24 protein-coding genes are annotated in these 23653 nt (G+C 71.4%); 15 read left to right on the top strand and 9 right to left on the bottom strand.

The annotated features are described in order from the left end of the window. Window positions 1-30: 30 nt before the first annotated feature. Window positions 31-819, bottom strand: a complete 789-nt coding sequence (locus LNK82_RS31055; RefSeq protein ID WP_230570440.1) for a biotin--[acetyl-CoA-carboxylase] ligase — start codon at window positions 817-819, stop codon at window positions 31-33. A gap of 220 nt (window positions 820-1039) precedes the next feature. Between LNK82_RS31055 and LNK82_RS31050 the strand changes: the two genes are divergently transcribed. Next, a complete protein-coding gene (locus LNK82_RS31050; protein ID WP_230570439.1) occupies window positions 1040-2671 on the top strand; it encodes an acyl-CoA carboxylase subunit beta in 1632 nt (543 codons plus the stop codon). Next, window positions 2668-2880: an acyl-CoA carboxylase subunit epsilon gene (locus LNK82_RS31045; protein WP_230570438.1), complete on the top strand. Its 213-nt coding sequence runs from the start codon at window positions 2668-2670 to the stop codon at window positions 2878-2880. The genes LNK82_RS31050 and LNK82_RS31045 overlap by 4 nt, the downstream gene beginning before the upstream one ends. Before the next feature lie 15 nt (window positions 2881-2895). On the opposite strand, the gene LNK82_RS31040 is transcribed toward LNK82_RS31045, so the two are convergent. Then, entirely contained in the window at window positions 2896-3297 is a 402-nt protein-coding gene (locus LNK82_RS31040) for a hypothetical protein (RefSeq protein ID WP_230570437.1), read from the bottom strand. An 85-nt stretch (window positions 3298-3382) separates the two neighbouring features. Here LNK82_RS31040 and LNK82_RS31035 point away from each other — a divergent pair, with 85 nt between their 5' ends. Further along, on the top strand, window positions 3383-3991 hold the full coding sequence (locus tag LNK82_RS31035) for a Maf family protein (RefSeq protein ID WP_230570436.1): 609 nt from the start codon (window positions 3383-3385) through the stop codon (window positions 3989-3991). A 178-nt stretch (window positions 3992-4169) separates the two neighbouring features. Then, complete coding sequence (locus LNK82_RS31030; protein WP_230570435.1) at window positions 4170-5492, top strand: dicarboxylate/amino acid:cation symporter; 1323 nt, start codon at window positions 4170-4172, stop codon at window positions 5490-5492. Between the two features lie 125 nt (window positions 5493-5617). Here the strand turns inward: LNK82_RS31030 and LNK82_RS31025 are convergent, their stop codons facing one another. Next, window positions 5618-6094, bottom strand: a complete 477-nt coding sequence (locus tag LNK82_RS31025; RefSeq protein ID WP_230570434.1) for a hypothetical protein — start codon at window positions 6092-6094, stop codon at window positions 5618-5620. Between the two features lie 313 nt (window positions 6095-6407). Between LNK82_RS31025 and LNK82_RS31020 the strand changes: the two genes are divergently transcribed. The 9 genes from LNK82_RS31020 (at window position 6408) to LNK82_RS30980 (ending at window position 14259) form a co-directional block, all read left to right on the top strand. Further along, window positions 6408-8189, top strand: coding sequence for an acetyl/propionyl/methylcrotonyl-CoA carboxylase subunit alpha (locus tag LNK82_RS31020; RefSeq protein ID WP_230570433.1), 1782 nt, complete (start codon window positions 6408-6410; stop codon window positions 8187-8189). 10 nt (window positions 8190-8199) lie between these two features. Then, window positions 8200-8589: a DUF1707 SHOCT-like domain-containing protein gene (locus tag LNK82_RS31015; RefSeq protein WP_230570432.1), complete on the top strand. Its 390-nt coding sequence runs from the start codon at window positions 8200-8202 to the stop codon at window positions 8587-8589. After that, a complete protein-coding gene (locus tag LNK82_RS31010; RefSeq protein ID WP_230570431.1) occupies window positions 8586-9458 on the top strand; it encodes an HAD family hydrolase in 873 nt (290 codons plus the stop codon). The genes LNK82_RS31015 and LNK82_RS31010 overlap by 4 nt, the downstream gene beginning before the upstream one ends. 53 nt (window positions 9459-9511) lie before the next feature. Then, window positions 9512-9952, top strand: coding sequence for a GNAT family N-acetyltransferase (locus LNK82_RS31005; RefSeq protein WP_230570430.1), 441 nt, complete (start codon window positions 9512-9514; stop codon window positions 9950-9952). 6 nt (window positions 9953-9958) lie between these two features. Next, window positions 9959-10546, top strand: coding sequence for a DUF3558 domain-containing protein (locus tag LNK82_RS31000; protein ID WP_230570429.1), 588 nt, complete (start codon window positions 9959-9961; stop codon window positions 10544-10546). 114 nt (window positions 10547-10660) lie between these two features. After that, entirely contained in the window at window positions 10661-11038 is a 378-nt protein-coding gene (locus LNK82_RS30995) for a transcriptional regulator (RefSeq protein ID WP_230570428.1), read from the top strand. 28 nt (window positions 11039-11066) lie between these two features. Further along, window positions 11067-12374, top strand: a complete 1308-nt coding sequence (locus LNK82_RS30990; protein WP_230570427.1) for a PPE domain-containing protein — start codon at window positions 11067-11069, stop codon at window positions 12372-12374. Then, complete coding sequence (locus tag LNK82_RS30985; RefSeq protein WP_230570426.1) at window positions 12374-13168, top strand: ESX secretion-associated protein EspG; 795 nt, start codon at window positions 12374-12376, stop codon at window positions 13166-13168. Before LNK82_RS30990 ends, LNK82_RS30985 begins: the two co-directional genes overlap by 1 nt. A 173-nt stretch (window positions 13169-13341) precedes the next feature. Then, window positions 13342-14259 (top strand): DUF559 domain-containing protein, encoded by a 918-nt coding sequence (locus LNK82_RS30980; protein ID WP_230570425.1) that lies wholly within the window; start codon window positions 13342-13344, stop codon window positions 14257-14259. Window positions 14260-14360: 101 nt separating this feature from the next. Here the strand turns inward: LNK82_RS30980 and LNK82_RS30975 are convergent, their stop codons facing one another. After that, the gene (locus LNK82_RS30975; protein ID WP_123745455.1) at window positions 14361-14810 is read right to left on the bottom strand and encodes a gamma-glutamylcyclotransferase family protein; all 450 of its coding nucleotides are present in this window, start codon (window positions 14808-14810) and stop codon (window positions 14361-14363) included. A gap of 136 nt (window positions 14811-14946) precedes the next feature. Between LNK82_RS30975 and LNK82_RS30970 the strand changes: the two genes are divergently transcribed. Beyond that, window positions 14947-16350 carry an NAD(P)H-quinone dehydrogenase gene (locus LNK82_RS30970; RefSeq protein WP_230570424.1) on the top strand — a complete coding sequence of 468 codons (1404 nt, stop codon included), beginning with the start codon at window positions 14947-14949 and terminating at the stop codon, window positions 16348-16350. 46 nt (window positions 16351-16396) lie between these two features. Here the strand turns inward: LNK82_RS30970 and glpK are convergent, their stop codons facing one another. Together glpK and LNK82_RS30960 are read right to left on the bottom strand one after the other, a co-directional pair. Beyond that, window positions 16397-17902, bottom strand: coding sequence for a glycerol kinase GlpK (gene glpK, locus LNK82_RS30965; RefSeq protein ID WP_230570423.1), 1506 nt, complete (start codon window positions 17900-17902; stop codon window positions 16397-16399). Between the two features lie 14 nt (window positions 17903-17916). Further along, entirely contained in the window at window positions 17917-18657 is a 741-nt protein-coding gene (locus LNK82_RS30960; protein ID WP_230570422.1) for an MIP/aquaporin family protein, read from the bottom strand. A 182-nt stretch (window positions 18658-18839) separates the two neighbouring features. Between LNK82_RS30960 and LNK82_RS30955 the strand changes: the two genes are divergently transcribed. Next, complete coding sequence (locus tag LNK82_RS30955; protein WP_230570421.1) at window positions 18840-20570, top strand: glycerol-3-phosphate dehydrogenase/oxidase; 1731 nt, start codon at window positions 18840-18842, stop codon at window positions 20568-20570. Between the two features lie 40 nt (window positions 20571-20610). Here the strand turns inward: LNK82_RS30955 and LNK82_RS30950 are convergent, their stop codons facing one another. From LNK82_RS30950 to LNK82_RS30940, 3 genes are all read right to left on the bottom strand, one after another. Beyond that, a complete protein-coding gene (locus tag LNK82_RS30950; protein WP_230570420.1) occupies window positions 20611-21873 on the bottom strand; it encodes an amidohydrolase in 1263 nt (420 codons plus the stop codon). Next, the gene (locus tag LNK82_RS30945) at window positions 21870-23036 is read right to left on the bottom strand and encodes a M20 family metallopeptidase (protein ID WP_372470693.1); all 1167 of its coding nucleotides are present in this window, start codon (window positions 23034-23036) and stop codon (window positions 21870-21872) included. Before LNK82_RS30945 ends, LNK82_RS30950 begins: the two co-directional genes overlap by 4 nt. 201 nt (window positions 23037-23237) lie before the next feature. Further along, window positions 23238-23561, bottom strand: a complete 324-nt coding sequence (locus tag LNK82_RS30940) for a hypothetical protein (protein ID WP_230570418.1) — start codon at window positions 23559-23561, stop codon at window positions 23238-23240. Window positions 23562-23653 lie beyond the last annotated feature (92 nt).

Below are 23653 nucleotides of genomic sequence, written 5' to 3'. Positions count from 1 at the left end.
TGGCTCGGCTCGCCTCGGGTGCGGCTCGCCTCACCGTACCCGGAGGTGCACCACGTCCCCGGCGGAAACGGAGTGGTCGGCGCCCGCGTGGTCGCGCACCACCAGAGTGCCGTCGGTCTCCAGGTACCGGGCCGTGCCGACCAGCGACTCGCCCCTGGCCAGCTCCACCCGCACCTGGCTGCCGAGCGTGGTGCAGTGCCGCCGGTACTCGTCGCGCAACGACGGCTCGTCGCCGTCCGCCCGCCGCCACTGGTCTTCCAGCGCGGCCAGCTCGCGCAGCAGTGTGATCGCCAGCTCGGTGCGGTCCAGCGGTCCGGCGTGGTCCTCGAGGCTGGTCGGCCGCAGACCGCCCGCACCCGGTTCGACGTCCTCGGGCAGCTTCGCCACGTTGAGCCCGATGCCGACGACCGCCGCCTGCGCCACGCCCGCGCTGGTCTCGGCCAGCACGCCCGCCGCCTTGGCGTCGCCGATGAGCAGGTCGTTCGGCCACTTCAGGGACGCCTCGACGCCGACGCTCCGCGCCGTGCGGACCAGCGCCACGCCCGCGAGCAGCGTCACCCACGGCAACCTCGCCGGCGGCACGTTGGTCGGGCGGAACAGCACGCTCACGTAAAGGCCGCCGGCGGGCGACGTCCAGCCGCGGCCGCGCCGACCCTGGCCCGCGGTCTGCCGTTCGGCGATCAGGGCGGTGCGGTCGTGCGCGCCCCGGTTCGCCGCGTCACGCAGGTCGTGGTTCGTGGAACCGGTCTCGGCGACGACGTCGACCGTCGCGTAGGGGCCGATGAGAGCGGAGCGGAGGGCGGTGGCATCCAAGGTCACGGCTCGCACCTTAGGAGTGACGCGGCCGGCCCGCAGGGTCCGCGGGTCCGCGTCGGGAGTCGCGACCCGCCCCACGCGCTTGTCGGAGCGGTGTGGATCGTGGGGCGGGCCGCGGGGACAAGCCTGCAACCTCCACCGCGCTGGAGGTCAACTTCGGCGTCCAGTGACCTGGGCTACTACGCCACGCGCGGACGTTACCGGCTGGTTAAGCTGCGGCGCTATGAGCAGCGCGACCACCCCCGATGGCGAGGAGCCGGACGTCCGCACCACGGCCGGGAAGCTCGCCGACCTCTACCGGCGCAACGAGGAGGCCGTGCACGCCGGTTCGGCGCGCATGGTCGAGAAGCAGCACGCCAAGGGCAAGAAGACCGCCCGCGAGCGCATCGAGCTGCTGCTTGACCCGGGCTCGTTCGTCGAGCTGGACGAGCTGGCGCGGCACCGCTCGACCAACTTCGGGCAGGAGCGCAACCGGCCCTACGGCGACGGCGTGGTGACCGGCTACGGCACCGTCGACGGCCGCCCGGTGTGCGTGTTCAGCCAGGACGTCACGATCTTCGGCGGCTCGCTCGGCGAGGTGTACGGCGAGAAGATCGTCAAGGTCATGGACCTGGCGATCAAGACCGGCCGGCCGATCGTCGGCATCAACGAGGGCGGCGGCGCGCGCATCCAGGAGGGTGTCGTCTCGCTCGGCCTCTACGGCGAGATCTTCCGCCGCAACGTGGCCGCGTCCGGCGTCGTGCCGCAGATCTCGCTGATCATGGGCGCGAACGCGGGCGGCCACGTCTACTCGCCCGCGTTGACCGACTTCGTGGTCATGGTCGACCAGACCTCGCACATGTTCATCACCGGCCCGGACGTGATCAAGACCGTCACCGGCGAGGACGTCGGCTTCGAGGAGCTCGGCGGCGGGCGCACGCACAACACCAAGTCCGGCAACGCGCACTACCTCGGCGACAACGAAGAGGACGCCATCTCCTACGTCAAGGAGCTGCTGTCCTACCTGCCCGCCAACAACATGTCCGAGCCGCCCGTCTTCGACGCGCCGGACGACCTGGTGCACGGCTCGGTCGAGGACTCGATCACCGACTCCGACCGCGAGCTCGACACCCTCATCCCCGACTCGGCGAACCAGCCGTACGACATGCACGAGGTCGTCACCCGGGTGCTGGACGAGGGCGAGTTCCTGGAGGTCCAGCCGCTGTTCGCGCCGAACATCCTGGTCGGCTTCGGCCGGGTGGACGGCCACTCGGTCGGCATCGTGGCCAACCAGCCGACCCAGTTCGCGGGCTGCCTGGACATCGACGCCTCGGAGAAGGCGGCGCGGTTCGTCCGGACCTGCGACGCGTTCAACATCCCGGTGCTGACGTTCGTGGACGTGCCCGGCTTCCTGCCCGGCACCGACCAGGAGTGGAACGGCATCATCCGGCGCGGCGCGAAGCTGATCTACGCCTACGCCGAGGCGACCGTGCCGCTGGTCACCGTGATCACCCGGAAGGCCTACGGCGGCGCGTACGACGTGATGGGGTCCAAGCACCTGGGCGCGGACATCAACCTGGCGTGGCCGACGGCGCAGATCGCGGTCATGGGCGCGCAGGGCGCGGCGAACATCGTGCACCGCAAGGCGTTGACGGCGGCCGCGGCTTCGGGGGAGGACGTGGACGCGCTTCGGGCCCGTTTGCAGCAAGAATACGAAGACACCCTCTGCAACCCTTACGTGGCGGCCGAACGCGGCTATGTTGACAGTGTGATCCCTCCCTCTTTCACGCGTTCGTACGTCGCCAGGGCGCTGGCGGTGCTGCGCGACAAGCGCGAGGCACTGCCGCCCAAGAAGCACGGGAACATCCCGCTGTGAGCGCGGCGCCGCACCTCCGGGTGGTGCGAGGCAACCCGGACGACGTCGAGCTGGCCGCCGTGACGGCGGTCGTGGTCGGCCTGGCAACGGCCGGCGGTCCCGTCGAGGACGAGCCGCGCCGCTCGGCGTGGTCGGACAAGTCCAGGCAAGTCAGGCGACCACTGCCGCACGGCCCGGGCGCATGGCGGTCTTCCGCACTGCCGGGTTGAACCGCCACACCGCACTCAACAACTCACGCGGCGTGAGTTGACCTGGGCGCCGTCGCCGAGCACGGACACCTCGCGGCAGCGCGACCCGTCCGGCACGTGCACGCGCACGCGCATCCACACCGCGCCCACGCCGACCCGCGCCTCCAGCACCTCGACGCCCTCGGCGGCCACCGCCGAGGGCACCTCGTCGAGCCGCCGCAACGCCCGCGCGATCGACGTCACCTGGTCCATCACCTGGTACTCGACGCGGTCGCTGCCGTTCGCGAACGGCCAGAACGGCACGCCGTACCCCACCGGGTCCGTCGACACCACCCGGGCCGACAGGACCAGGATCAGGACGGCCGGCACCACCACGAGCCACCGGTACCGGCCACGACCCCGGTCGGTCCGGCGGACCACCAGAGCCAAACGCTGCACAACCCCGAGGGTGCCGAACGTCGTCACAGCGCGCATCGGTAGTTCTACGCACCGGCGTTCCGACGAGGCCTTTAGGCTGCACGTCGTGCGCTTCGTCCTCGCCTCCCAGTCCCCCGCCCGCCTGGCCGTGCTGCGTGCCGCCGGTGTCGAGCCCGTCGTGCGCGTGTCCGGCGTCGACGAGGACGCACTCGCCGCCTCCCTCGCCGACCCCACACCCGAAGAGCTGGTCACGGCCCTGGCGACGGCGAAGGCCGAGGCGATCGCCCGGGACGAGGACGACGACGCGGTCATCGTCGGCTGCGACTCGATGCTGCGCACCGCCGACGGCGAGGTGCACGGCAAGCCCGGCACGGTCGAGGTCGCGCGCGAGCGGTGGAAGAAGATGGCCGGCACCACCGGCGCCCTGCTGACCGGGCACGCCGTGCTGCGGCTGAGCGGCGGGCGGGTCGTGGCGCGCGCCGTCGGGCACGAGACGACCCTGGTCAGGTTCGGCCGCCCGACCGACGACGAGCTGGAGGCCTACCTCGCGACCGGGGAGCCGCTGGCGGTCGCGGGCGCGTTCACGCTCGACGGCCTGGGCGGCTGGTTCGTGGACCGCATCGACGGCGACCCGTCCAGCGTCATCGGGATCAGCCTGCCGCTCACGCGCAAGCTGCTGCGTCAAGTCGACGTCAAGGTGTCCGACATCTGGTAGCCGTTGTCACATTTTCCCTGATCCGGGAAGCTCTTCGAAGGGCTTTCGCGTTGGGGGAGCTGTGGGTGAACTGCTGACGCGCCGCCGTCACATCGACTTCGGGCGCAGGACCAACACGGGCTGTCGCGGCTGACGCCGCCCCCGTCGTCCACCCCTGCGCAGCCAACCCGGAGCAGTCGTGTCGTTCGTCCGCAGTTATACGAAGCCGAAGGTGTTCGGCTTCACCGTCCTCGCCGCGCTCGTCCTCGGCGCCCTGGCGGGGTACGTCGCCAAGAGCACGGACCAGGCGTGGCTCACCACCACCCTCGGTTCCATCGGCGACGTCTTCACCAGCCTCCTGCAGTTCACCGTCATCCCCCTCGTGTTCACCGCGATCGTGGTGGGCATCACGAGCCTGCGCAGGCTCGGCAGCTCGCGCGCCGCGCGGCTGGGCGGGAAGACGCTGCTGTGGTTCGCCATCACGTCCCTGATCGCCGTGCTGATCGGCCTGGCCATCGCGTTGATCTTCAAGCCGGGCGCGGGCGTGCAGGTCGAACCGTCCGCGGCGGCGGTGGAGAAGCTCGCCGCGCGTGACCCGGGCTCGTGGAGCACGTTGCTGGAGACCCTGATCCCGTCCAACCTGTTCAGCGCCTTCACCGAGGGCGAGGTGCTCCAGGTCGTGTTCATCGCGGTGCTGGTCGGCTTCGCCGCGTACGCGCTGGGCGAGAAGGCCACGCCGTTCGTCACGCTGACCCGGTCGGCGTTCGACCTGATCCAGAAGATCGTCGGCTGGATCGTGCTGCTCGCGCCGATCGGCGTGTTCGGCCTGATCGGCACGGCGTTCGCGACGTACGGCAACTCGTTCGTCCAGCCGCTGTTCTCGCTGATCGCGTCGGTGTACGGCGGGTCGCTGCTGGTGCTGTTCGTGGTGTACCCGCTGCTGCTGCGGTTCGTCGGCCGGGTGTCGCCGGTGACGTTCTTCGCCAAGGCGTGGACCGCGATCCAGTTCGCCTTCGTGTCCCGCTCGTCGGGCGCGACGCTGCCGTTGAGCAGGCAGACCGCCGCCAACCTCGGCGTGGACGACGACTACGCGTCGTTCGCCGTGCCGCTGGGCACGACCACGAAGATGGACGGTTGCGCCGCCGTGTACCCGGCCATCGCCACGGTGTTCATCGCGAACCTGTTCGGCGTGCAGCTGGGCGTGTGGCAGTACGTGGCGATCGTCGCGGTCGCCGTGTTCGGCGCGCTGGCCACGGCGGGCACCACCGGCTGGTTCACCATGCTGACGCTGACCCTGGGCGCGGTGAACATGCCGCCGGAGGTCATCGCCACCGGTGTCGCCGTCGTCTACGCGATCGACCCGATCCTGGACATGGTCCGCACGGCCACCAACGTGACCGGCCAGATCACCGTCCCGGTCCTGGTCGCCCGCTCCGAGGGCCTGCTGGACGACGAGGTCCTCAACACCCCGAGCGACCCGCCCCTGCTGACGGGCCCCCGCCCGACCCCGGTCCCCGCCTGACGGTAGAACTCGGGGGTCCTGAACGTGGGACACGCGGGACCTGAGTGTTCGACACGCGCGTGTGTCGAACACTCAGGGCCCGCGTGTCGAACACTCGGAACACCCGAGTTCAACGTTCAGGACGGTCACGCGCCGCAGTGGCGCAGGTCGGACGGGTCAGGCGTCACGGTCGGCCAGCCCGGCAACGACTCCGCCGCCCGCACGACCGGCGTGCACCCCAGCTCACCGCCGCCACCCGCGAGCGAGAACACCTGCGCGAACCACCGCGCGCAGTCCACGCCCGCCTGGCACCCCCGCTGCACGGCCACCACATCGGCGACCGCGTCGTGGTCCACGTCGTGCAGCGCCAAGTACGCCCCGCTGGCCACGTACGGCACCTGCGCCCGCGACCAGGCGCCCGACCGGCGCACCAGCACCTCCCCGAGCACCTCGCCGCCGACCTCGCCCCGCACCAGGCACACCGCCACCTCCGCGTCCACGCACTGCAGCGACGACGCGTCGATCCGGGCACCCGAAGTCGCGATGGTCAGCTCGAAGATGTTCGGCCCGGACGCGCCGCTGGTCCGGATCCGGCCCGCGCCCTCGCCGACGACCAATTCCACTGAATCGACACCGACCTCCTGTTTCACCACCGAACGGCACGCCGTCGTCCCGCACCGCAATTCGTCCTGCGGTGTCACGGCGCCCGGGTCGGTGGCCGCGGTGGGCCGCAGTGACCAGGCCATGACCAGTCCCGCAACGGTGATGAGCACAGCTGCGCAAGCTGTCAGAAGCGCGGCGGCGGGCGGGCGTGTCACGATTTCCGATTGTTCCACCCAAGCGTGACTTGTCTCTCGGTCTCCGAGTACTGGCGGGTCACTAAACTCCACGACCATTGCCGCTCCCAGTCCCAGCGTTGCCAGGAGGTAGGACGTCGTGTCGCTGCGCAAGGTCCTCGTCGCCAACCGCGGTGAGATCGCCGTCCGGGTCATCCGTGCCTGCCGAGACGCCGGCCTGACCAGCGTCGCCGTGTACGCCGACCCGGACCGGGACGCCCCGTTCGTCCGGTTGGCGGACGAGGCGTTCGCCCTGGGCGGCAGCACGCCCGGGGACAGCTACCTCTCCATCGACAAGATCCTCGACGTGGCCAAGCGCGCGGGCGCGGACTCGGTCCACCCCGGCTACGGCTTCCTGTCCGAGAACGCGGACTTCGCCCAGGCGGTGCTGGACGCGGGCCTGATCTGGGTCGGGCCGACCCCGCAGGCCATCCGCGACCTCGGCGACAAGGTCACCGCGCGGCACATCGCGATGCGCGCGGGCGCGCCGCTGGTCCCCGGCACCAAGGACCCGGTCTCCGGCCCGGACGAGATCATCGCGTTCGCCGAGGAGCACGGCCTGCCGGTCGCGATCAAGGCGGCGTTCGGCGGCGGCGGTCGTGGTCTCAAGGTGGCGCGCACGCTGGAGGAGATCCCCGAGCTGTTCGACAGCGCGGTGCGCGAGGCCGTCACGGCGTTCGGCCGCGGCGAGTGCTTCGTCGAGCGCTACCTGGACAAGCCGCGGCACGTCGAGGCGCAGGTCCTGGCCGACCAGCACGGCAACGTCATCGTCGTCGGCACGCGTGACTGCTCGTTGCAGCGCCGCCACCAGAAGCTGGTCGAGGAGGCGCCCGCGCCGTTCCTGACCGACGAGCAGCGGGCCGAGATCCACCGGTCGGCGCGCGCCATCTGCAAGGAGGCCGGCTACCACGGCGCCGGCACGGTCGAGTACCTGGTCGCGGTGGACGGCACGATCTCGTTCCTCGAGGTCAACACCCGTCTTCAGGTCGAACACCCGGTCAGCGAGGAGACCGCGGGCCTCGACCTGGTGCGCGAGCAGTTCCGGATCGCCGCCGGCGAGGTGCTGCGGTTCACCGAGGACCCCACCCCGCGCGGCCACTCGATCGAGTTCCGGATCAACGGCGAGGACGCGGGCCGCAACTTCCTGCCCGCGCCCGGCACGGTCACCACGTTCACCTCGCCGTCCGGTCCCGGTGTCCGGGTGGACGCGGGCGTGGAGAGCGGCACGGTCATCGGCGGCCAGTTCGACTCGTTGCTGGCCAAGCTGATCGTCACCGGCGAGGACCGGGCGCAGGCCCTGGAGCGGGCCCGGCGCGCGCTGGACGAGATGGTGGTGGAGGGCATGGCGACCGTGCTGCCGTTCCACCGCGCGATCGTGCGCGACCCGGCGTTCGTCGGCTCCGAGGACGGCTTCACCGTGCACACGCGGTGGATCGAGACCGAGTTCGACAACACCATCGCGCCGTTCACCGACGGCGCGGAGGCCGAGGAGGACGAGCCGCGGCAGACCCTGGTGGTCGAGGTCGGCGGACGTCGGCTGGAGGTCTCGCTGCCCGGTGACCTGGCGTTCGTCGGCGGTGGCGGCGGGGGCGGTGGCGCGGCCAAGGCGGGCGTGAAGGCCAAGCCGCGCAAGCGGGGCGGCGGCAAGGGCGGCGCGGCGGTCTCCGGCGACGCGGTGGCCGCGCCCATGCAGGGCACGATCGTCAAGGTCGCGGTCGAGGACGGCCAGCAGGTCGAGGCGGGTGAGCTGATCGTCGTGCTGGAGGCCATGAAGATGGAGAACCCGGTCACCGCGCACAAGTCCGGCGTGGTCACCGGGCTGGCCGCCGAGCCGGGCGCGGCGGTGACCCAGGGCACGGTCATCTGCGAGATCAAGGAATAGGCTCACCCGTGTGAGCGAGCGGGACATCCGGATCGGCGACGCGGAGCGTGAGCACGCGCTCGAACTGCTCGGCACGCACCTCGGCGAGGGGCGGCTGAGCATGGACGAGTACGGCGACCGCTCCGCCCGCATCGCCACCGCGAAGACCCGCGGCGACCTGTACGCGCTGTTCAGCGACCTGCCCGCGCCACGGCCGCGGTTCACGCAGGTCGAGCCGCCGCCGTCGGGTTCGGCGGTGTCCGCGCGCCGGGGGTTCCCGCTCGAGTTCCGGGTGAGCAGCGCGGCCGTCACGGCGGTCGCGATCATCAGCGTGGCGTTGTTCTTCCTGGCCAAGACGCCGTTGGTGTTCCTGCTGATCCCCGCGGCGATGCTGCTGATCGGCCGGATGGGCAGGCGTTGAGCGCGCCGTCGCTGCTGCTGCTCGACCTGGACGGCGTGCTGCGGCGGTTCCCGCCGGACGGGCCGATCGAGGACGGTTTCGGCCTGCCGCGCGGCACGTTGGCGCGGGTGTCGTTCGCCCTGGCCGGTCCCGCGACCGCCGGCCGTGCCACGGACGAGGAGTGGCGCGCGGCCGTGCGGGAGCAGCTGGTCGTCGAAGGGCTCCCGCCGGCACGCGCGGCGGACGCGGTGGCGGCGTGGACCCGGACCGGCGAGGTGATCGGCGAGGCGTTGGACCTCGTGCGGCGGGTCCGCAAGCGGTGCCGGGTGGCGTTGCTGTCCAACGCGACCGACCGGCTGCCGCGCGACCTGGCGGCGTTGGGGCTGGACCGCGAGGTCGACGCGGTCGTGTCGTCCGCGCGGCTCGGGGTGGCCAAGCCGTCGCCCGAGGCGTTCCGACGCGCGTTGCGGGTGCTGCAACACTCGCCGTCGGGGACGTTGTTCTGCGATGACAACGCGGTGAACGCGGAGGCGGCGCGGACGATCGGCATCGACGCCGTGCACACGCCGGACTTCCCCGCGTTGCACGAGGCGCTGGCGTCGCGCGGCTTGTTGGACGACGGCGTCGGCACGGGTTCGCCCGGGACCGCGGGTCCGTTGTTGCTGGTCCTGCACGACCGCGACGACGCGGAGGAAGCCGCGCGGGAACTGGCCGAGGCCGGCTGGTCGCCGTGCGCGGTGCACAAGGACGTGCTGGCCGGCGAGGACGACCTGGAAGACGCCGACTGGGTCGTGGAGTTGACCACCGGTCCCGACGACCGGCCCGCGTCCGCCCACCGCGGCCTGCTCGAAGAACTGGCCGGGCGCTACGACGGGTTCGTCACGGACTAGTCTCCCGACTTCCGGGCGACCTTGCCCGTCCGAGCGGAGCGAGGACATTCGGCATGGAGGCCGTCGAGATCAACGCGGGTGAGTTCTACCTGCGCCAACTCCGCGCGGACGACCGCGTCGACGACCGGCCGGCGTTGGTGGGCGGTGGCCTCTACCCCGATCTCGACGCGGCCGGCGCGCACATCGCCGAACGCGCGGACCAGTGGCGCGCCGACGAATCCTGTTCCTGGGCCGTGTGCGACCAGCTCACCGGGACGGCCGTCGGCGAGACCTCCCTGTCCAGCACCGGCGAGCTGCACTGCTGGATCACGCCTGACCTGCGCGGCAAGGGCATCGCGACACACGTGATCGCCGCCGTGCTGCGGTTCGGTTTCGGGTTCCTCGACCTACCGCTGATCACCGCCAGACCCCCGGACGACGCGGCCCGTCACGTGGCCGCGAAGTGCGGCTTCACAGCCGAGGGTCCACTTGGCGTGTGGACCCGGCTACGGTAGGTGTCCATGAGGGCTGCTCGGTTGCTCACCGCCACGCTCTGCGCGTTGGCGATGGCCTCCTGCACGCCCGTTCCGGACAAGAAGGCCGACGGCCGGGTCGACGAACCGCTGCCCGCCACGACGACCACCGCGCCGTCGTTGCCACCGAGGCCGCAGGAGGTGCGGCTGGACGACGTGGACCCGTGCGCGGTGCTCTCACCCGAACAGCGCATCGCGCTGAGCCTGGACAACCCGCCGAGCGCGTACGTGGAAGCGAGCTTCGGCAACGCGAAGGCGTGCACCATGCGCAGCAACATCAGCGGGAACGTCGTGCGGCTGGCGCTCGTCACAGTGGAGGGCGTGGGCGTTTGGCTCAGCGAGAACGCCCAGGTGCACGCCGAGCAGACCACGGTGGCCGGATTCCCCGGCCTGACCGTGCGGACGCCCGGCATGGACAACGTGTGCAACGTCGAGGTGGACGTCGCGGAGGGGCAGTTCCTCGACGTGATGTTCCGCGACGGCGGTAACGAAAGAGCGGCGAAGCAAGACACTCTGTGCCAAGGGGCGCAACGGGCGGCAGAAGCGGCGGTAGCCGGTTTGCTGCAACGGCGCTGATCCAGGCGGGGGATGTGCGCTCCACCCACTCCCCGCTGTCGGACCGGGTGGCTAGAGTGACCTTGCGCGAGAACGGAATGGCGCGACGGGAACGAGGAAGGCGGGAGGTTGTCCATGCCGTCGGAAGACCACGGCCACGGCGCTGACACGGGCTCACCACCGCCCCTGTCGCACACGTTGAACGTCGAACCCAGCGCGATCCCCAGTCTCCGCAACGCGTTCGCGGGCGCGTTGTCGAAGCTGGACGAGCAGATCGAGCAGGCCATCACCGAGGTCAGGGTGCGCCCGTGGGCGGGTGACCCGGTGAGCCAGGACGCCGCGGAGCGGTTCAACGAGCGGTCGCTCGAATCGGGCGACTCGGCGCTGATCGCGTTGGAGAACTACCAGCGGCAGCTCAAGTCGGCCATGGACGCGCTCACCCTGGTCGAGCAGCAGTACCAGTCCATCGAAGAAGACAACACCGGGTTGATGGGACAGCAGGGCAGCCGCTGAGCGCCCGGCGCAGGCAAGGGGAGCGTTCATGCCCGATGGACACCGCTGGAGCGGGTACAGCCACGAAGAGCTGTACGAGCAGATCAACTCGGGGCCGGGGCCCAAGGCCTCGCACGCCTCGATGGAGCGGTGGCAGGGCGTCTCCGCCGCGTTGACCGAGATCAACGCCGAGCTGCACCGGGGCGTGCTGAGGTCCGGCGCGTCCTGGGAGGGTTCGGCCGCGGACAAGGCGCGGACGGGCATCAACCCGCTGGCCGCGTGGGCGGACGACGCCCGTGCCGGCGCGGAGGTGATGCGCATCTCGGCCGAGCTGCAGGCGGACTACATCGCCAAGGCGCGCGCGGACATGCCGCCGCCGGTGAAGGTGACCGCGGAGGAGCCGAACCTGCTCGTCAGCGCGTTGACCAACCTGGTCGGCGGGCAGACGGACTACGAGCAGCAGGAGAAGGCGCGCAACGCGGCCGAGCAGCGGGCGCGCGAGGTCATGACGACCTACGCCTCCAGCACGGTGTCGAACACCAGCACGTTGGGGCAGTTCCACCAGCCGCCGCAGTTGGTGATCAGCACGCCCGAGGTGGTGCGCAACGACTCGGCGGGCGTGTCCGCGCCCGGTTGGGGTTACGGCGGTCCGCGCGGTGGACGTGGCGGTGGCCGTGGCGGCGGTCGGGGCGGGTGGCGTGGCGGTCGCGGCGGTGGTCGTGGCGGCTACTCGGGTCAGCGTCCGGCGGCGCAGCCCACGTTCGGCGGGTCGACGGGCACGTCTTCGGCCGGGACGGCCGGTTCCACCAGGACTTCGTCGGCCGCGTTACCCCCGTCGACGTCGGGTTCGGGCGTGTTCGGGCCCGGCGGCGTGGTCGGTGGTGGCGGTGCGGGTGGTCAGCAGGACAAGGACCGGCGCAAGGCGTCGTCGTCGTCCTCTTCCTCCTCCGACACGACGAACGGGCAGCACGCCGCGGGCGCCAACCAGCAGTTGCTGCCCGGTGCGGGCGGTGGGCCGTTGCTGCCCAGCGGCACGACGTCGGTGAGCTCGGTGGAGATCGGGGCGTTCGCGGCCAGCACGCAGCACGCGGCGACGGCGGGGCCAGGCGGGTCGACGGGCTCGATGCTCGGCGCCGGCGGCCAGGTCGGCGGCAACGACACCGTGCACAAGCGCACCGTCGCGGCGCCGCCGCAGCCCGCGTTCGACCCGTTCGGCGGTCTGGGTGCGGCTCGTGGCGCGGAGGAGGAAGAAGATGCCACGCACGACGCCGCCGACTACCTTCGGGAGACGGACGACATCTACGGCATTGGCGGGATCATCTCGCCTCCGGTGATCGGGGAGAGCACCACCCACTGATGACGACGTTCGGCTTGGACTTGGGCAGCAACGACCTGCGCGAACCGGTGACGATCTCGGCGCTGGAGTTCGACGTGCTCTGGGAGCACCTGCGGCTGGAGACCATGCCGCTGGTGCTCAAGGTGCCGTCACCGGGCAAGACGCACGCGGAGCGTGCCGAGCTGGAGCAGCGGGCGTGGGCAGACCTGGACCGCCGCGGCCTGGGTCGGCCCGTGTCGCTGGACCCGGTGCTGGAAGACCTGCTGCACCTGCTGAACCGGCCGCAGCAGGAGGTGGACGGGCGGTTGTGGCTCGGCCACAGCGTGCGCGTGCTGGCCGCGGCCAAGGGGCAGTCCGGCGTCCTGGCGGTCCTCGCGCACGACCAGCTGACCCTGCGCCCGGCGTCGGCCGAGGGCCTCCCGCGCGAAGCGCTCTCCGTCCTCCCGCCGCTGGCCGCGGGTCCGGGCCACTCCGTGACCCTGCCCAGCGCCGACCTCGACGCCGCCGCGGCTCATGCCAACACCCCGGACGACCTGTACCAGGCCCTGCTGGGGCGCGGCATCCGCCAGGAGGACGCCCGCACCCTCGCCGACATGTTCCGCGACGTGGGCAACCGGGGCCAGTTCGGCGGCGCGAGCCGTGACAAGTGGGGCAAGCGCGTCCGCCACGAGCACGTCGTGTCGTTCTTCGACAACCCCCACGGCCGCTACGTCCAACTCCGCCGGGCCACCCCGGGCCAACAACCGTGGAGCACCGTCTCCCCCGTCGACACCCGCCGCCTGATCCACCACCTGGAATCCCTGACCACCCCCTAACCGGCGTGTCGAACACTCAGGTCCCGCGTGTCGAACCTCCAGAACGCGCGTGTCGAACCTCCAGGTCCCGCGTGTCGAACACTCAGGACCCCTGAGTTCAACACTCAGGTCGAGCGGCGTCCCACGGTCGGGTGAACCGTGTACGGATCGACAGTCCCGCCCCTCGGTTATGCATGATCGACCTACCTCCAGGCCTCCACGGGGCCTACTCGCGCACCCGTCTGCACAACCACCTCGGCGCCAAGTCGCTGCGCAACGCCATCGCGGACGGCCGGCTGGTCAGCTACTGCCGCACGGTCGTCATCCAGCGGGAACGGATGACGAGCCTGCACACCCGGGCCGCCGCGGCACTGCTCATGGCTGGGCAAGGCGCCGCGCTGGCGAGCCACACGGCGGTGTGGCTGCACGGCTGCACGGCGGCGGACACGAATCGCGTCCACCTGATGATGGGCTACGAGCGCAAACTCCGACCACGCCCTGACGTCGCGGTCCACTACGACAGCTACGACCCTGCGGACGTGGTCGAGATCGACGGTCTGCGCACCATGGTGCTCGACTACGCCCTCGCCGACCTGCTGTGCCGGGGACGCCACCGTTCCACGGCCCTGGCCTGCGCGGATCAAGCACTCGGCGCCCTGCCGCCGCAGCAACGAGCCGCGTTCAAGGCCGACCTCACCGTCCGCATCGCGGCACGCCGTGATTACCGCGGCCGACGCCAAGGCGTGTTCCTCTTGGACCTGGCCACGGGCCTGCCCGAGTCCCCGCCGGAGAGCACGCTCCTGCTGATGATCGCCGAAGCGGGCTTCCCGCTGCCCGAGCCGCAGTACTCGGTCCGCGATCTGGGCGACCGGGAGATCTGGCGGCTGGATTTCGCCTGGCCCGACCACCGCGTGGCCGTGGAGTACGACGGCTACGCGGCACACGTCGGCAAAGCCGAAGCCGACCAAGCCCGTGACGAGGACTTGCGGCGGCGCGGCTGGAAAGTGCTCCGGGCCGACGTTTCGGACCTGAGGAACCCCGTTCGCCTGTTCCGGCAGCTGAGTGTCGAGCTCGGCAGCCCTGAACGCAGGGCTCGCGCGTTCCGAACGTAGAACTCACAGGACCTGAGCGTTCGACACTCGGGACCTGAGCGTTCGACACGCCGGTCCCGAGTGTTCGACACGCGGGACCTGAAGGTTCGACACGCCGGGGGTCAGGGGCCGATGCCTTGGCAGGGGCGGGTGCGGAGGTCGGAGACGTAGTCGTCAGGGGCGCCCGCGGCTTCGGCGGCGTCGGCCACGACGCCGATGTAGCGGGCCGAGGGCAGGCCGCCCTCGTAGGCGTCCAGGACGTAGAGCCAGGCGGTCACCGAACCTTCCAGGGTCTGGACGCGCAGGCGGATCTTCTTGTAGAGCCCGAGGGCGCCTTCCCAGCGGTCGAGGCGGGACTCGTCACGCGGGCTCACGTCGTAGAGCACGCAGAACACCTGCGAGTCGGGGTCCTCGACGATGGTGGCGAGCGCGCCCTCCCAGCCCAGGTCCTCGCCACCGAACGTCAGACGCCATCCGGCGAGCCACCCGGTCCCCGCCATCGGGGAGTAGGGGGCTCGCTCCATCATCTGGTTCGGGTCCATGTTGGACCCGTACGCGGCATAGAGCGGCACGACGACAGCCTAGCGACCTCGCGATCACCGCGAGGTACCAGAAGACCGGACGACACACCCCGACACCCGACCGCGTACGGTTACCAGCGGCTGCAACCGGCGCAAACAGCGCCGAAGACCACGAGGAGGACGTGTCGTGACCCGCATCGTCATCATGGGCGGTGGCCCCGCAGGTTACGAGGCGGCACTGGTCGCGGCCCAGCACGGGGCCGACGTGACCATCGTGGAACGCGAGGGCCTCGGCGGCGCCTGCGTGCTCTACGACTGCGTGCCGTCGAAGACGTTCATCGCCTCCGCGGGTGGCCGAAGCGCCTTCCGCAACGCCGGTGAGCTGGGCATTCGCACCGACAACGCGGAAGCGGCGGTCGAACTGCCGGTCGTCCACGGACGGGTGAAGGGCCTTGCGCTCGCCCAGTCCGCCGACGTCCGGGCCCGCCTCCAGCGCGAGGGCGTGCGGATCGTCAACGGCGTCGGCAAGTTCTGCGACAACGCGCCCGGCCTCGCCCAGCACGAGGTCGTGGCCATCGCCGAGGACGGCACGAAGGAAGTCCTCCCGGCCGACGTGGTGCTCATCGCGACCGGTGCGACCCCGCGCGTGTTGCCCGGCGCCGAGCCCGACGGCAAGCGGATCCTGACCTGGCGGCAGATCTACGACCTCCCCGAGTTGCCGGAGCACCTGGCCGTCATCGGATCGGGTGTCACCGGTGTGGAGTTCGCCTCCGCGTACACCGAACTCGGCGTGAAGGTGACCATGGTCTCCAGCCGCGATCGGGTGCTCCCCCACGAGGACGCCGACGCGGCCGTGGTGCTGGAGGACGTGTTCGCCGAACGCGGCACGGCGGTCGTCAAGCACGCCCGCGCGGACCGGGTCGAGAACGTCGGCGACGGCGTCCTGATTCACCTGGAAGACGGTCGCACGATCAAGGCGAGCCACGCCCTGATGACGGTCGGCTCCGTCCCGAACACCGCCGACCTCGGCCTGGACAAGATCGGCATCGAACTCGGCCGCGGCGGCTACATCCCGGTCGACCGCGTGTCGCGGACGAACATCGCAGGCGTCTACGCGGCCGGCGACTGCACGGGCCTGCTGCTGCTCGCGTCCGTCGCCGCCATGCAGGGCCGCATCGCCATGTGGCACGCGCTGGGCCAGGGCGTGAGCCCGATCAGGCTCAAGACGGTCGCGGCGAACGTGTTCACCAACCCCGAGATCGCATCCGTCGGCATCAGCCAGCAGGCGATCGACTCCGGCGAGGTGCCCGCGCGCACGATCATGCTGCCGCTGGCCACCAACCCGCGGGCCAAGATGGAGGGCCTGCGGCGCGGCTTCGTGAAGCTGTTCTGCCGCCCGGCGACGGGTGTCGTCATCGGCGGCGTCGTGGTCGCGCCGAACGCCAGCGAGCTGATCCTGTCGATCACGCTCGCCGTGCAGAACCAGCTCACGGTGGACGACCTGGCGACCACGTTCTCGGTCTACCCGTCGCTGACCGGCTCGATCACCGAGGCCGGTCGCCAGCTCATGCGCCACGACGACCTCGACTGAGCCGGGAGCGGGGGGCGTCGCCCGGGGGTGACGCCCCTCCGCTCACCTAGTCGACCCAGTCGAAGGTCCTGGTCACGGCCTTCTTCCACTGCGCGTAGGTCCGGGCCCGGGTGTCGTCGTCCATGGCCGGGTCCCACTGCTTGTCCTGCGCCCAGTTCTGCCGGATGTCGTCCTCCGACTCCCAGAACCCGACCGCCAGCCCCGCCGCGTAGGCGGCGCCGAGCGCGGTCGTCTCGTTGACCACCGGCCTGATCACCGGCACGCCCAGGATGTCCGCCTGGAACTGCATCAGCAGCTCGTTCACGACCATGCCGCCGTCGACCTTCAACGCCTTCAGCGGCACGCCCGAGTCGGCGTTCATCGCGTCGATCACCTCACGGGTCTGGAACGCCGTCGCCTCCAGCACCGCGCGGGCCAGGTGGCCCTTGTTCACGAACCGGGTCAGGCCGACGATCGCGCCACGCGCGTCCGAACGCCAGTACGGCGCGAACAGGCCGGAGAACGCGGGCACGAAGTACGCGCCGCCGTTGTCCTCCACCGTGCGGGCGTGCTCCTCGATCTCGGCGGCCGTCGTGATCATCCCGAGGTTGTCGCGCAGCCACTGCACCAACGAGCCCGTCACCGCGATGGAACCTTCGAGCGCGTACACCGGCGCCTGCGAGCCGATCTTGTAGCAGACGGTGGTGAGCAGGCCGTTATCGCTCATCACCTTGTCCGTGCCCGTGTTGAGCAGCACGAAGTTGCCGGTGCCGTAGGTGTTCTTGGCCTCGCCCGGCGACAGGCACGCCTGCCCGAACGTCGCCGCCTGCTGGTCGCCGAGGATGCCCGCGATCGGCACGCCGGCCAGCGCGCCGCGGGCCCGCACCTTGCCGTACTCCTCGGACGAAGACCGGATCTCCGGCAGTATCGACAGCGGCACGCCCAGGTCGGCCGCGATGCCCTCGTCCCAGCTCAGCGTGTCGAGGTCCATCAGCAGCGTGCGGGACGCGTTGGTGGGGTCGGTGACGTGCACGCCGCCGTCCACACCGCCGGTCATGTTCCACAGCACCCACGTGTCCATGTTGCCGAACAGCAGGTCACCGGCCTCGGCACGCTCGCGCGCGCCCTCCACGTTGTCCAGGATCCAGCGGATCTTGGGACCGGAGAAGTACGTCGCCAGCGGCAGGCCGGTCTTGTCCCGGTACCGCTCCTGACCGCCGCCGAGCGCCGCCAGGTCCTGGCAGATCTTGTCGGTGCGGGTGTCCTGCCAGACGATCGCGTTGTAGACCGGCTGCCCGGTGGTCCTGTCCCAGACGAGCGCGGTCTCGCGCTGGTTGGTGATGCCGACGGCGGCGATGTCGGCGGTGTGCAGGTCGGCCTTGGCCAACGCGCCCGCGGCCACCTGCCGGGTGTTGGCCCAGATCTCGTTCGCGTCGTGCTCGACCCACCCGGCCTTGGGGAAGATCTGCTCGTGCTCCATCTGGTCGACGGAGACCACGCGGCCCGAGTGGTCGAAGATCATGCACCGGGTCGAGGTCGTGCCCTGGTCGATCGCGGCCACGTACTTCGTCATGCGCTGGAGTCCTTTCAGACCGGGAGAACCAGGTACAGGAGACCGGCGAGCAGGCCGCCGACCAGCGGTCCGACCACCGGCACCCAGGCGTAGCCCCACTCGGCGCTGCCCTTGTCTCGGATGGGCAGGATCGCGTAGGCGATGCGCGGCCCGAGGTCGCGGGCCGGGTTGATGGCGTAGCCGGTCGGCCCGCCGAGCGAGGCGCCGATGCCGATGACGACGAACGCGACGCCGGCGTAGCCGAGGGCGGAGTTGCCCAGCTGCGGCACGCCGTCCGCCGCTCCCTTCGCGGCCGGGCTCAGCAGGACCCACGCGACCAGCACGAACGTGCCGATCACCTCGGTGACGACGTTCCAGCCGGCCTTGGGGATGGTCGGGCCGGTGCAGAAGATGCCGCGCGTGCCCGCCGGGTCGTCGTGCGCGTCGAACTGCGCCTTGTAGGCCAGCCACGCGAGCACGGCGCCGATGAACGCGCCGATCATCTGACCGGCGAAGTAGACCGGCACCTGGTCCCACGGCGTCTTGTCCGCGACGGCCAGGCCGAGGGTCACCGCGGGGTTGAGGTGCGCGCCGCTCGGCGCGGCGATGCTGGCGCCCGCGAAGACCGCGAAACCCCAGCCGATGTTGATCAGGAGCCAGCCGCCGGCGTTGCCCAGCGTGTCCTTCAGGACCACGTTGGCGACGACACCCGCACCCAGCAGGATCAGGATCGCGGTGCCCAGCACTTCCCACACGAAGATCGAGCCACTGCTCACTCGCCGACCTCCTCGCCTTGGCAGGAGGCAGCGCGGTCCGGGTCCGGCGGCGCTGCCCACCCCACAACGGTGGTTGACGCTAGTTCCGGCCGGATCGGTTGTCCACGGGTGGCGTACCAGCGGGTAACGTGGTCGAGTCAGTCCTGGTCCGCCCGGTCGGTTCGAGCATCAGGGAGGCGTCAGTGGCCACGCGCGAGCAGTACCCCTCCACCGCGGGCCGGCTGGGGCCGCTCGAACGCTCGCGGTCCTGGGACCGGCTCGGCGCGGAGACGTTCGACCTGGTGATCATCGGTGGTGGCGTGGTCGGCGTGGGCGCCGCGCTGGACGCCGCGACGCGCGGCCTGCGGGTGGCGCTGGTCGAGGCGCGCGACCTGGCCTCGGGCACGTCGAGCCGGTCGTCCAAGCTGTTCCACGGCGGGCTGCGGTACCTGGAGCAGCTGGAGTTCGGGCTCGTGCGCGAGGCGCTGCGGGAACGCGAACTCATGCTCACCCGCCTGGCCCCGCACCTGGTCAAGCCGGTGCCGTTCCTGTACCCGCTGACGCACCGCGGGTGGGAGCGGCCGTACACCGCGGCCGGGCTGCTGATGTACGACACGATGGGCGGCGCGCGGTCCGTGCCCGGGCAGAAGCACCTGTCCAGGGCCGGCGCGCTGCGGCTCGTGCCCGCGTTGAAGCCGTCGGCGCTGATCGGCGGGATCCGGTACTACGACGCGCAGGCGGACGACGCGCGGCACACCATGATGGTCGGCCGCACGGCGGCGCACTACGGGGCGGTCGTGCGGACGTCCACGCAGGTGGTGGGCTTCCTGCGGGAGGCGGACCGGGTGTCGGGCGTGCGGGTGCGCGACGTGGAGGACGGGCGGGAGACGTCCGTGCGGGCGCACGCGGTGATCAACGCGACCGGGGTGTGGACCGACGAGCTGCAGCGGCTGTCCGGCAGTCGCGGCCGGTTCCGGGTGCGCGCGTCGAAGGGCGTGCACATCGTCGTGCCGCGGGACCGGATCGTCTCCGAGTCGGGGTTGATCCTGCGCACGGAGAAGTCGGTGCTGTTCGTGATCCCGTGGCGGAATCACTGGATCGTGGGAACGACCGACACCGATTGGAACCTGGACCTGGCGCACCCGGCGGCGACCCGGTCGGACATCGACTACATCCTGGAGCACGTCAACTCGGTGCTGGCGACGCCGTTGACGCACGACGACATCGAGGGCGTGTACGCCGGGCTGCGGCCGTTGCTGGCGGGTGAGAGCGAGTCGACGTCGAAGCTGTCGCGCGAGCACGCGGTGGCCCGGGTGGCGCCCGGGTTGGTCGCGATCGCGGGCGGGAAGTACACGACGTACCGGGTGATGGGCGCCGACGCGGTGGACGCGGCGTCGGTCGACCTGCCGGGGCGGATCCAGCCGTCGATCACGGACAAGGTGCCGCTGATCGGGGCGGACGGCTACCACGCGCTGGTGAACCAGGCGGACCAGTTGGCGACCCGGTACGGCCTGCACCCGTACCGGGTGAGGCACTTGCTGGACCGCTACGGGTCGTTGGTGCACGAGGTGCTGGGGTCGGCGGACGCGGAGCTGCTCAAGCCAGTGCCGGGTGCGCCGGACTACCTGCAGGTGGAGGTGGTCTACGCGGCGTCGCACGAGGGCGCGTTGCACCTGGAGGACGTGCTGACCCGGCGGACCAGGATCTCGATCGAGTACCCGCACCGGGGCGTGGAGTGCGCGTTGCCGGTGGCCCGCCTGATCGCCGGTGTGCACGGCTGGGACGACGCCATGGTGGCGCACGAGGTGTCGGTCTACACGGCCCGGGTCGACGCCGAGCGGGCGTCCCAGGCGGAGCCGGACGACCAGGCCGCCGACGCCGTCCGCTCGTCCGCGCCGGAGGCCCGGCCGGAGATCGTGGAGCCGGTGAGCTGACCGACGCGGCGCCCGGACGGAGCCGGGCGCCGCCGTGCGGTCAGGCCAAGGCCGCCAGGGCCGCGTGCACCATCACGCGCACGCCCACGAGCAGGGCGCGTTCGTCCAGGTCGAAGCCCGGCTGGTGGAGGTCCTTCTGCTTGCCGACGCCGTCCCAGACGCCCAGGCGCGCGAACGAGCCCGGCACGTGCTCCAGGTACCAGCCGAAGTCCTCGCCACCCGACGACTGCTCCGTGCCGGCCAGCGCGTCCTCGCCCAAGGCCGCCTCGACGCCCGCGCGCAGCAGCATCGTGCTCTCCCGGTCGTTCACGACCGGTGGGACGCCGCGCCGGTGGTGCAGGTCGAAGCCGACGCCGGTCGGCGCCAGCAGCGCGCCCACCAGTTCCTTGATCAACGGCTCCAGCTCGGCCCAGATGTCGCGGTCGCCGGTGCGCAGCGTGCCGCGCAGCACGCCGTCCTGCGGCACGGCGTTCGGGGCCTCCCCCGCGTGCACCGCGCCCCACACCAGGACAGTGCCCGAACGGGGGTCCACGCGGCGCGACAGCAGGCCCGGCAGGCCCGTGATCACGGTGCCCAGCGCGTGCACCAGGTCCGCCGTCAAGTGCGGCCGGGACGTGTGGCCGCCGGGCGAGGTCAGGCGCAGCTCCAGCATGTCGCTGGCCGAGGTGATCGCACCGATCCGGGTGCCGACGCGGCCGACCTCCAGCCGCGGGTCGCAGTGCAGGCCGAAGATGCGCTCCACGCCGTCGAGACCGCCCGCCGCCAGCACGTCCAGCGCACCGCCCGGCATGACCTCCTCGGCGGGCTGGAACACCAGGCGGACCCGTCCGGGCAGCTCGGTGGCCGAGGCCAGCGCCAGCGCCGCGCCCAGCAGCACGGTGGTGTGCGCGTCGTGCCCGCACGCGTGCGCCACGCCGTCCACAGTGGACGAGTACGGGGCGCCGGTGCTCTCCGGCAGCGGCAGCGCGTCGATGTCCGCGCGCAGCGCCACGCAGCGCGGCCCGGAGCCGACGTCGCAGACCAGGCCGGTGCCGCCGGGCAGGATGCGCGGCTTGAGGCCGGCCGAGCGCAGCACGTCGGCGATCAGCTCGGTGGTGGCGAACTCGTGCCGGGAGAGCTCCGGGTGCGCGTGGAGGTGCCGGCGCCAGGCGACGACCTCGGAGGCGTTGGCCGCCAGCCAGTCGTCGAGCCACGAGGGTCCGCGACCCTCACCGGGATCATCCACAGGGGCAATGCTGACCCCACGATCGGTCAACAGCACCTCGGCACCCTCCTCCGGCAGACGCGAGTCCAGGACCGTCATGCCACACCCGCCAGCAGTCGAGAGCGCTGCGCACCGTCGGTGGCAGCGGAAATTGTGGTCCAGGCGAGTGCGAGCGCCCCGTCGAGGACGGCTCGGTCGGCCGAGGCCGACGCACAGGCGGTCGCGAACTCGATTTGGTGGTTCACCGCGTCTCCGCAGTCGATGGCGATGGTCGGGTGGATGGCCGGCAGCGCACGGGTGATGTTGCCCATGTCGGTGCTGCCGATCTTCTCCTTGAGCTCCTCCTCGGGGCTCAACGGATGCCTGCCCAGCTCGATCGCGGCACGCCGGTAGGCGTCCGCGAGCCAGGGGTCCGGGCTCAGCTCGGCGTACACCGGCGAGACCTTCACGACCTCGTGGGTGCAGCCGGTGGCGACGGCGCCCGCTTCGAAGCAGCGGTTCATCCGCTCCTCCAGCCGGCGCAGCGATTCGAGGTCGTCGGCACGCAGGTCGAACATCGCCGACGTGCGCGCCGGCACGACGTTGGGCACGGTGCCGCCGCGCGTGACGATGCCGCTGACCATCTGGCCCGGCTCCAGGTGCTGGCGGGCGAGCCCGATGGCGACCTGGGCGACCGTGATCGCGTCGGCGGCGTTCACACCCAGGTGGGGCGCGGCGGCGGCGTGCGACGGCTTGCCCGTGTAGTGGACCTCGACGTCGGTGATGGCGAGCGATCGCGCGGCCACGGCCTCGTACGGGGCCGGGTGCACCATCATCGAGAACGCCACGTCGTCGAATACCCCGCGTTCGAGCATCAGCACCTTGCCGCCGCCGACCTCCTCCGCCGGGGTGCCGATCACCCGGACGGTGAGGCCGAGCTCGTCGGCCAGGTCACGCAGGGCGAGGGCCGCTCCGGCCGAGGCGGCGGCGATGACGTTGTGCCCGCACGCGTGGCCGACCTCGGGCAGCGCGTCGTACTCCGCGCACAGCCCCAGCACCAGCTCGCCGGAGCCGAACGACGCGGTGAACGCCGTCTCCAGGTCCGCGACGCCGCGCTCGACCTCGAAGCCCTCGGCGGCCAGCAGGTCGGCGACCTTGGCCGCGCTGCGGTGCTCGGCGAACGCCTGCTCGGGCTCCGCGTGGATGCTGCGGGAGAGGTCCACCAGCGCATTCGAGTACCGCTCGACGGCGGAGCGTGTGCTCATCTTGAAGTCGGTACCCATTTGCGTCCATCCTGCATCACGGTCCGGCGGGCACGTCGCACCCCTGGTTGATCAACCGGCAACCGGTCGCGGCGATGCGCCGAGCGGTGCCCGATGTTCGGTCAGACCGATCAGACGATCACGCCCGCGCGTCGTGCGCGTTCGCGCAGGCCATGCTAGACGGCGACCACATGTCGCCCCCGTTTTCCCAGCCAGTGGGAATCACCCGGACTTGCGGCCGGCCTTCCACTTCGACCAGCGCTTCTTGTTGCGCCAGTAGACGAGGGCGAACAGCAGCACCGCGATACCGCCGAGCCACAGCTTCCGGCGCGTCTCCCCGCTGGAGGCGGGCTGCTCCTCCTGGGGCGCGTTGATGTCCGGGCCGGGCGGCACGGTGCCCTCGGGCTGGATGGTGCCGCCGGGCGCCAGGGTCTCCGTGGGCTGGGCCGCGAGGTGCGGCGCCGGCGTCACGGCGGCGCCTGTGCCCGACGCGGTGAAGACACCGGCCAGCACGAACAGGCACACCGCGAGCACAGATCGCCACATGGTCGCCAAGCCTAGCCACCGCCTTTCGTGGTTACCACTGTCGGTGGTCATCCAAACCGGCTTTCGTTCACGTGCTGTGAGCGAACGGGGCC

Source organism: Saccharothrix luteola (genome assembly GCF_020859565.1).
Taxonomy (GTDB): Bacteria; Actinomycetota; Actinomycetes; order Mycobacteriales; family Pseudonocardiaceae; genus Actinosynnema; species Actinosynnema luteola.
The sequence above is the reverse complement of the archived record's forward strand: the minus strand, read 5'-3'. Positions and strand labels throughout refer to the sequence as shown.

Excerpts from the sequence above, each read along its gene's own strand:
- LNK82_RS31050 (WP_230570439.1), top strand. The coding sequence starts at position 1,040 with ATGAGCAGCGCGACCACCCCCGATGGCGAGGAGCCGGACGTCCGCACC.
- LNK82_RS31005 (WP_230570430.1), top strand. The coding sequence starts at position 9,512 with ATGGAGGCCGTCGAGATCAACGCGGGTGAGTTCTACCTGCGCCAACTC.
- LNK82_RS31000 (WP_230570429.1), top strand. The coding sequence starts at position 9,959 with ATGAGGGCTGCTCGGTTGCTCACCGCCACGCTCTGCGCGTTGGCGATG.
- LNK82_RS30995 (WP_230570428.1), top strand. The coding sequence starts at position 10,661 with ATGCCGTCGGAAGACCACGGCCACGGCGCTGACACGGGCTCACCACCG.
- LNK82_RS30990 (WP_230570427.1), top strand. The coding sequence starts at position 11,067 with ATGCCCGATGGACACCGCTGGAGCGGGTACAGCCACGAAGAGCTGTAC.
- LNK82_RS30985 (WP_230570426.1), top strand. The coding sequence starts at position 12,374 with ATGACGACGTTCGGCTTGGACTTGGGCAGCAACGACCTGCGCGAACCG.
- LNK82_RS30980 (WP_230570425.1), top strand. The coding sequence starts at position 13,342 with ATGATCGACCTACCTCCAGGCCTCCACGGGGCCTACTCGCGCACCCGT.
- glpK (WP_230570423.1), bottom strand. The coding sequence starts at position 17,902 with ATGACGAAGTACGTGGCCGCGATCGACCAGGGCACGACCTCGACCCGG.
- LNK82_RS30950 (WP_230570420.1), bottom strand. The coding sequence starts at position 21,873 with ATGACGGTCCTGGACTCGCGTCTGCCGGAGGAGGGTGCCGAGGTGCTG.
- LNK82_RS30945 (WP_372470693.1), bottom strand. The coding sequence starts at position 23,036 with ATGGGTACCGACTTCAAGATGAGCACACGCTCCGCCGTCGAGCGGTAC.
- LNK82_RS30940 (WP_230570418.1), bottom strand. The coding sequence starts at position 23,561 with ATGTGGCGATCTGTGCTCGCGGTGTGCCTGTTCGTGCTGGCCGGTGTC.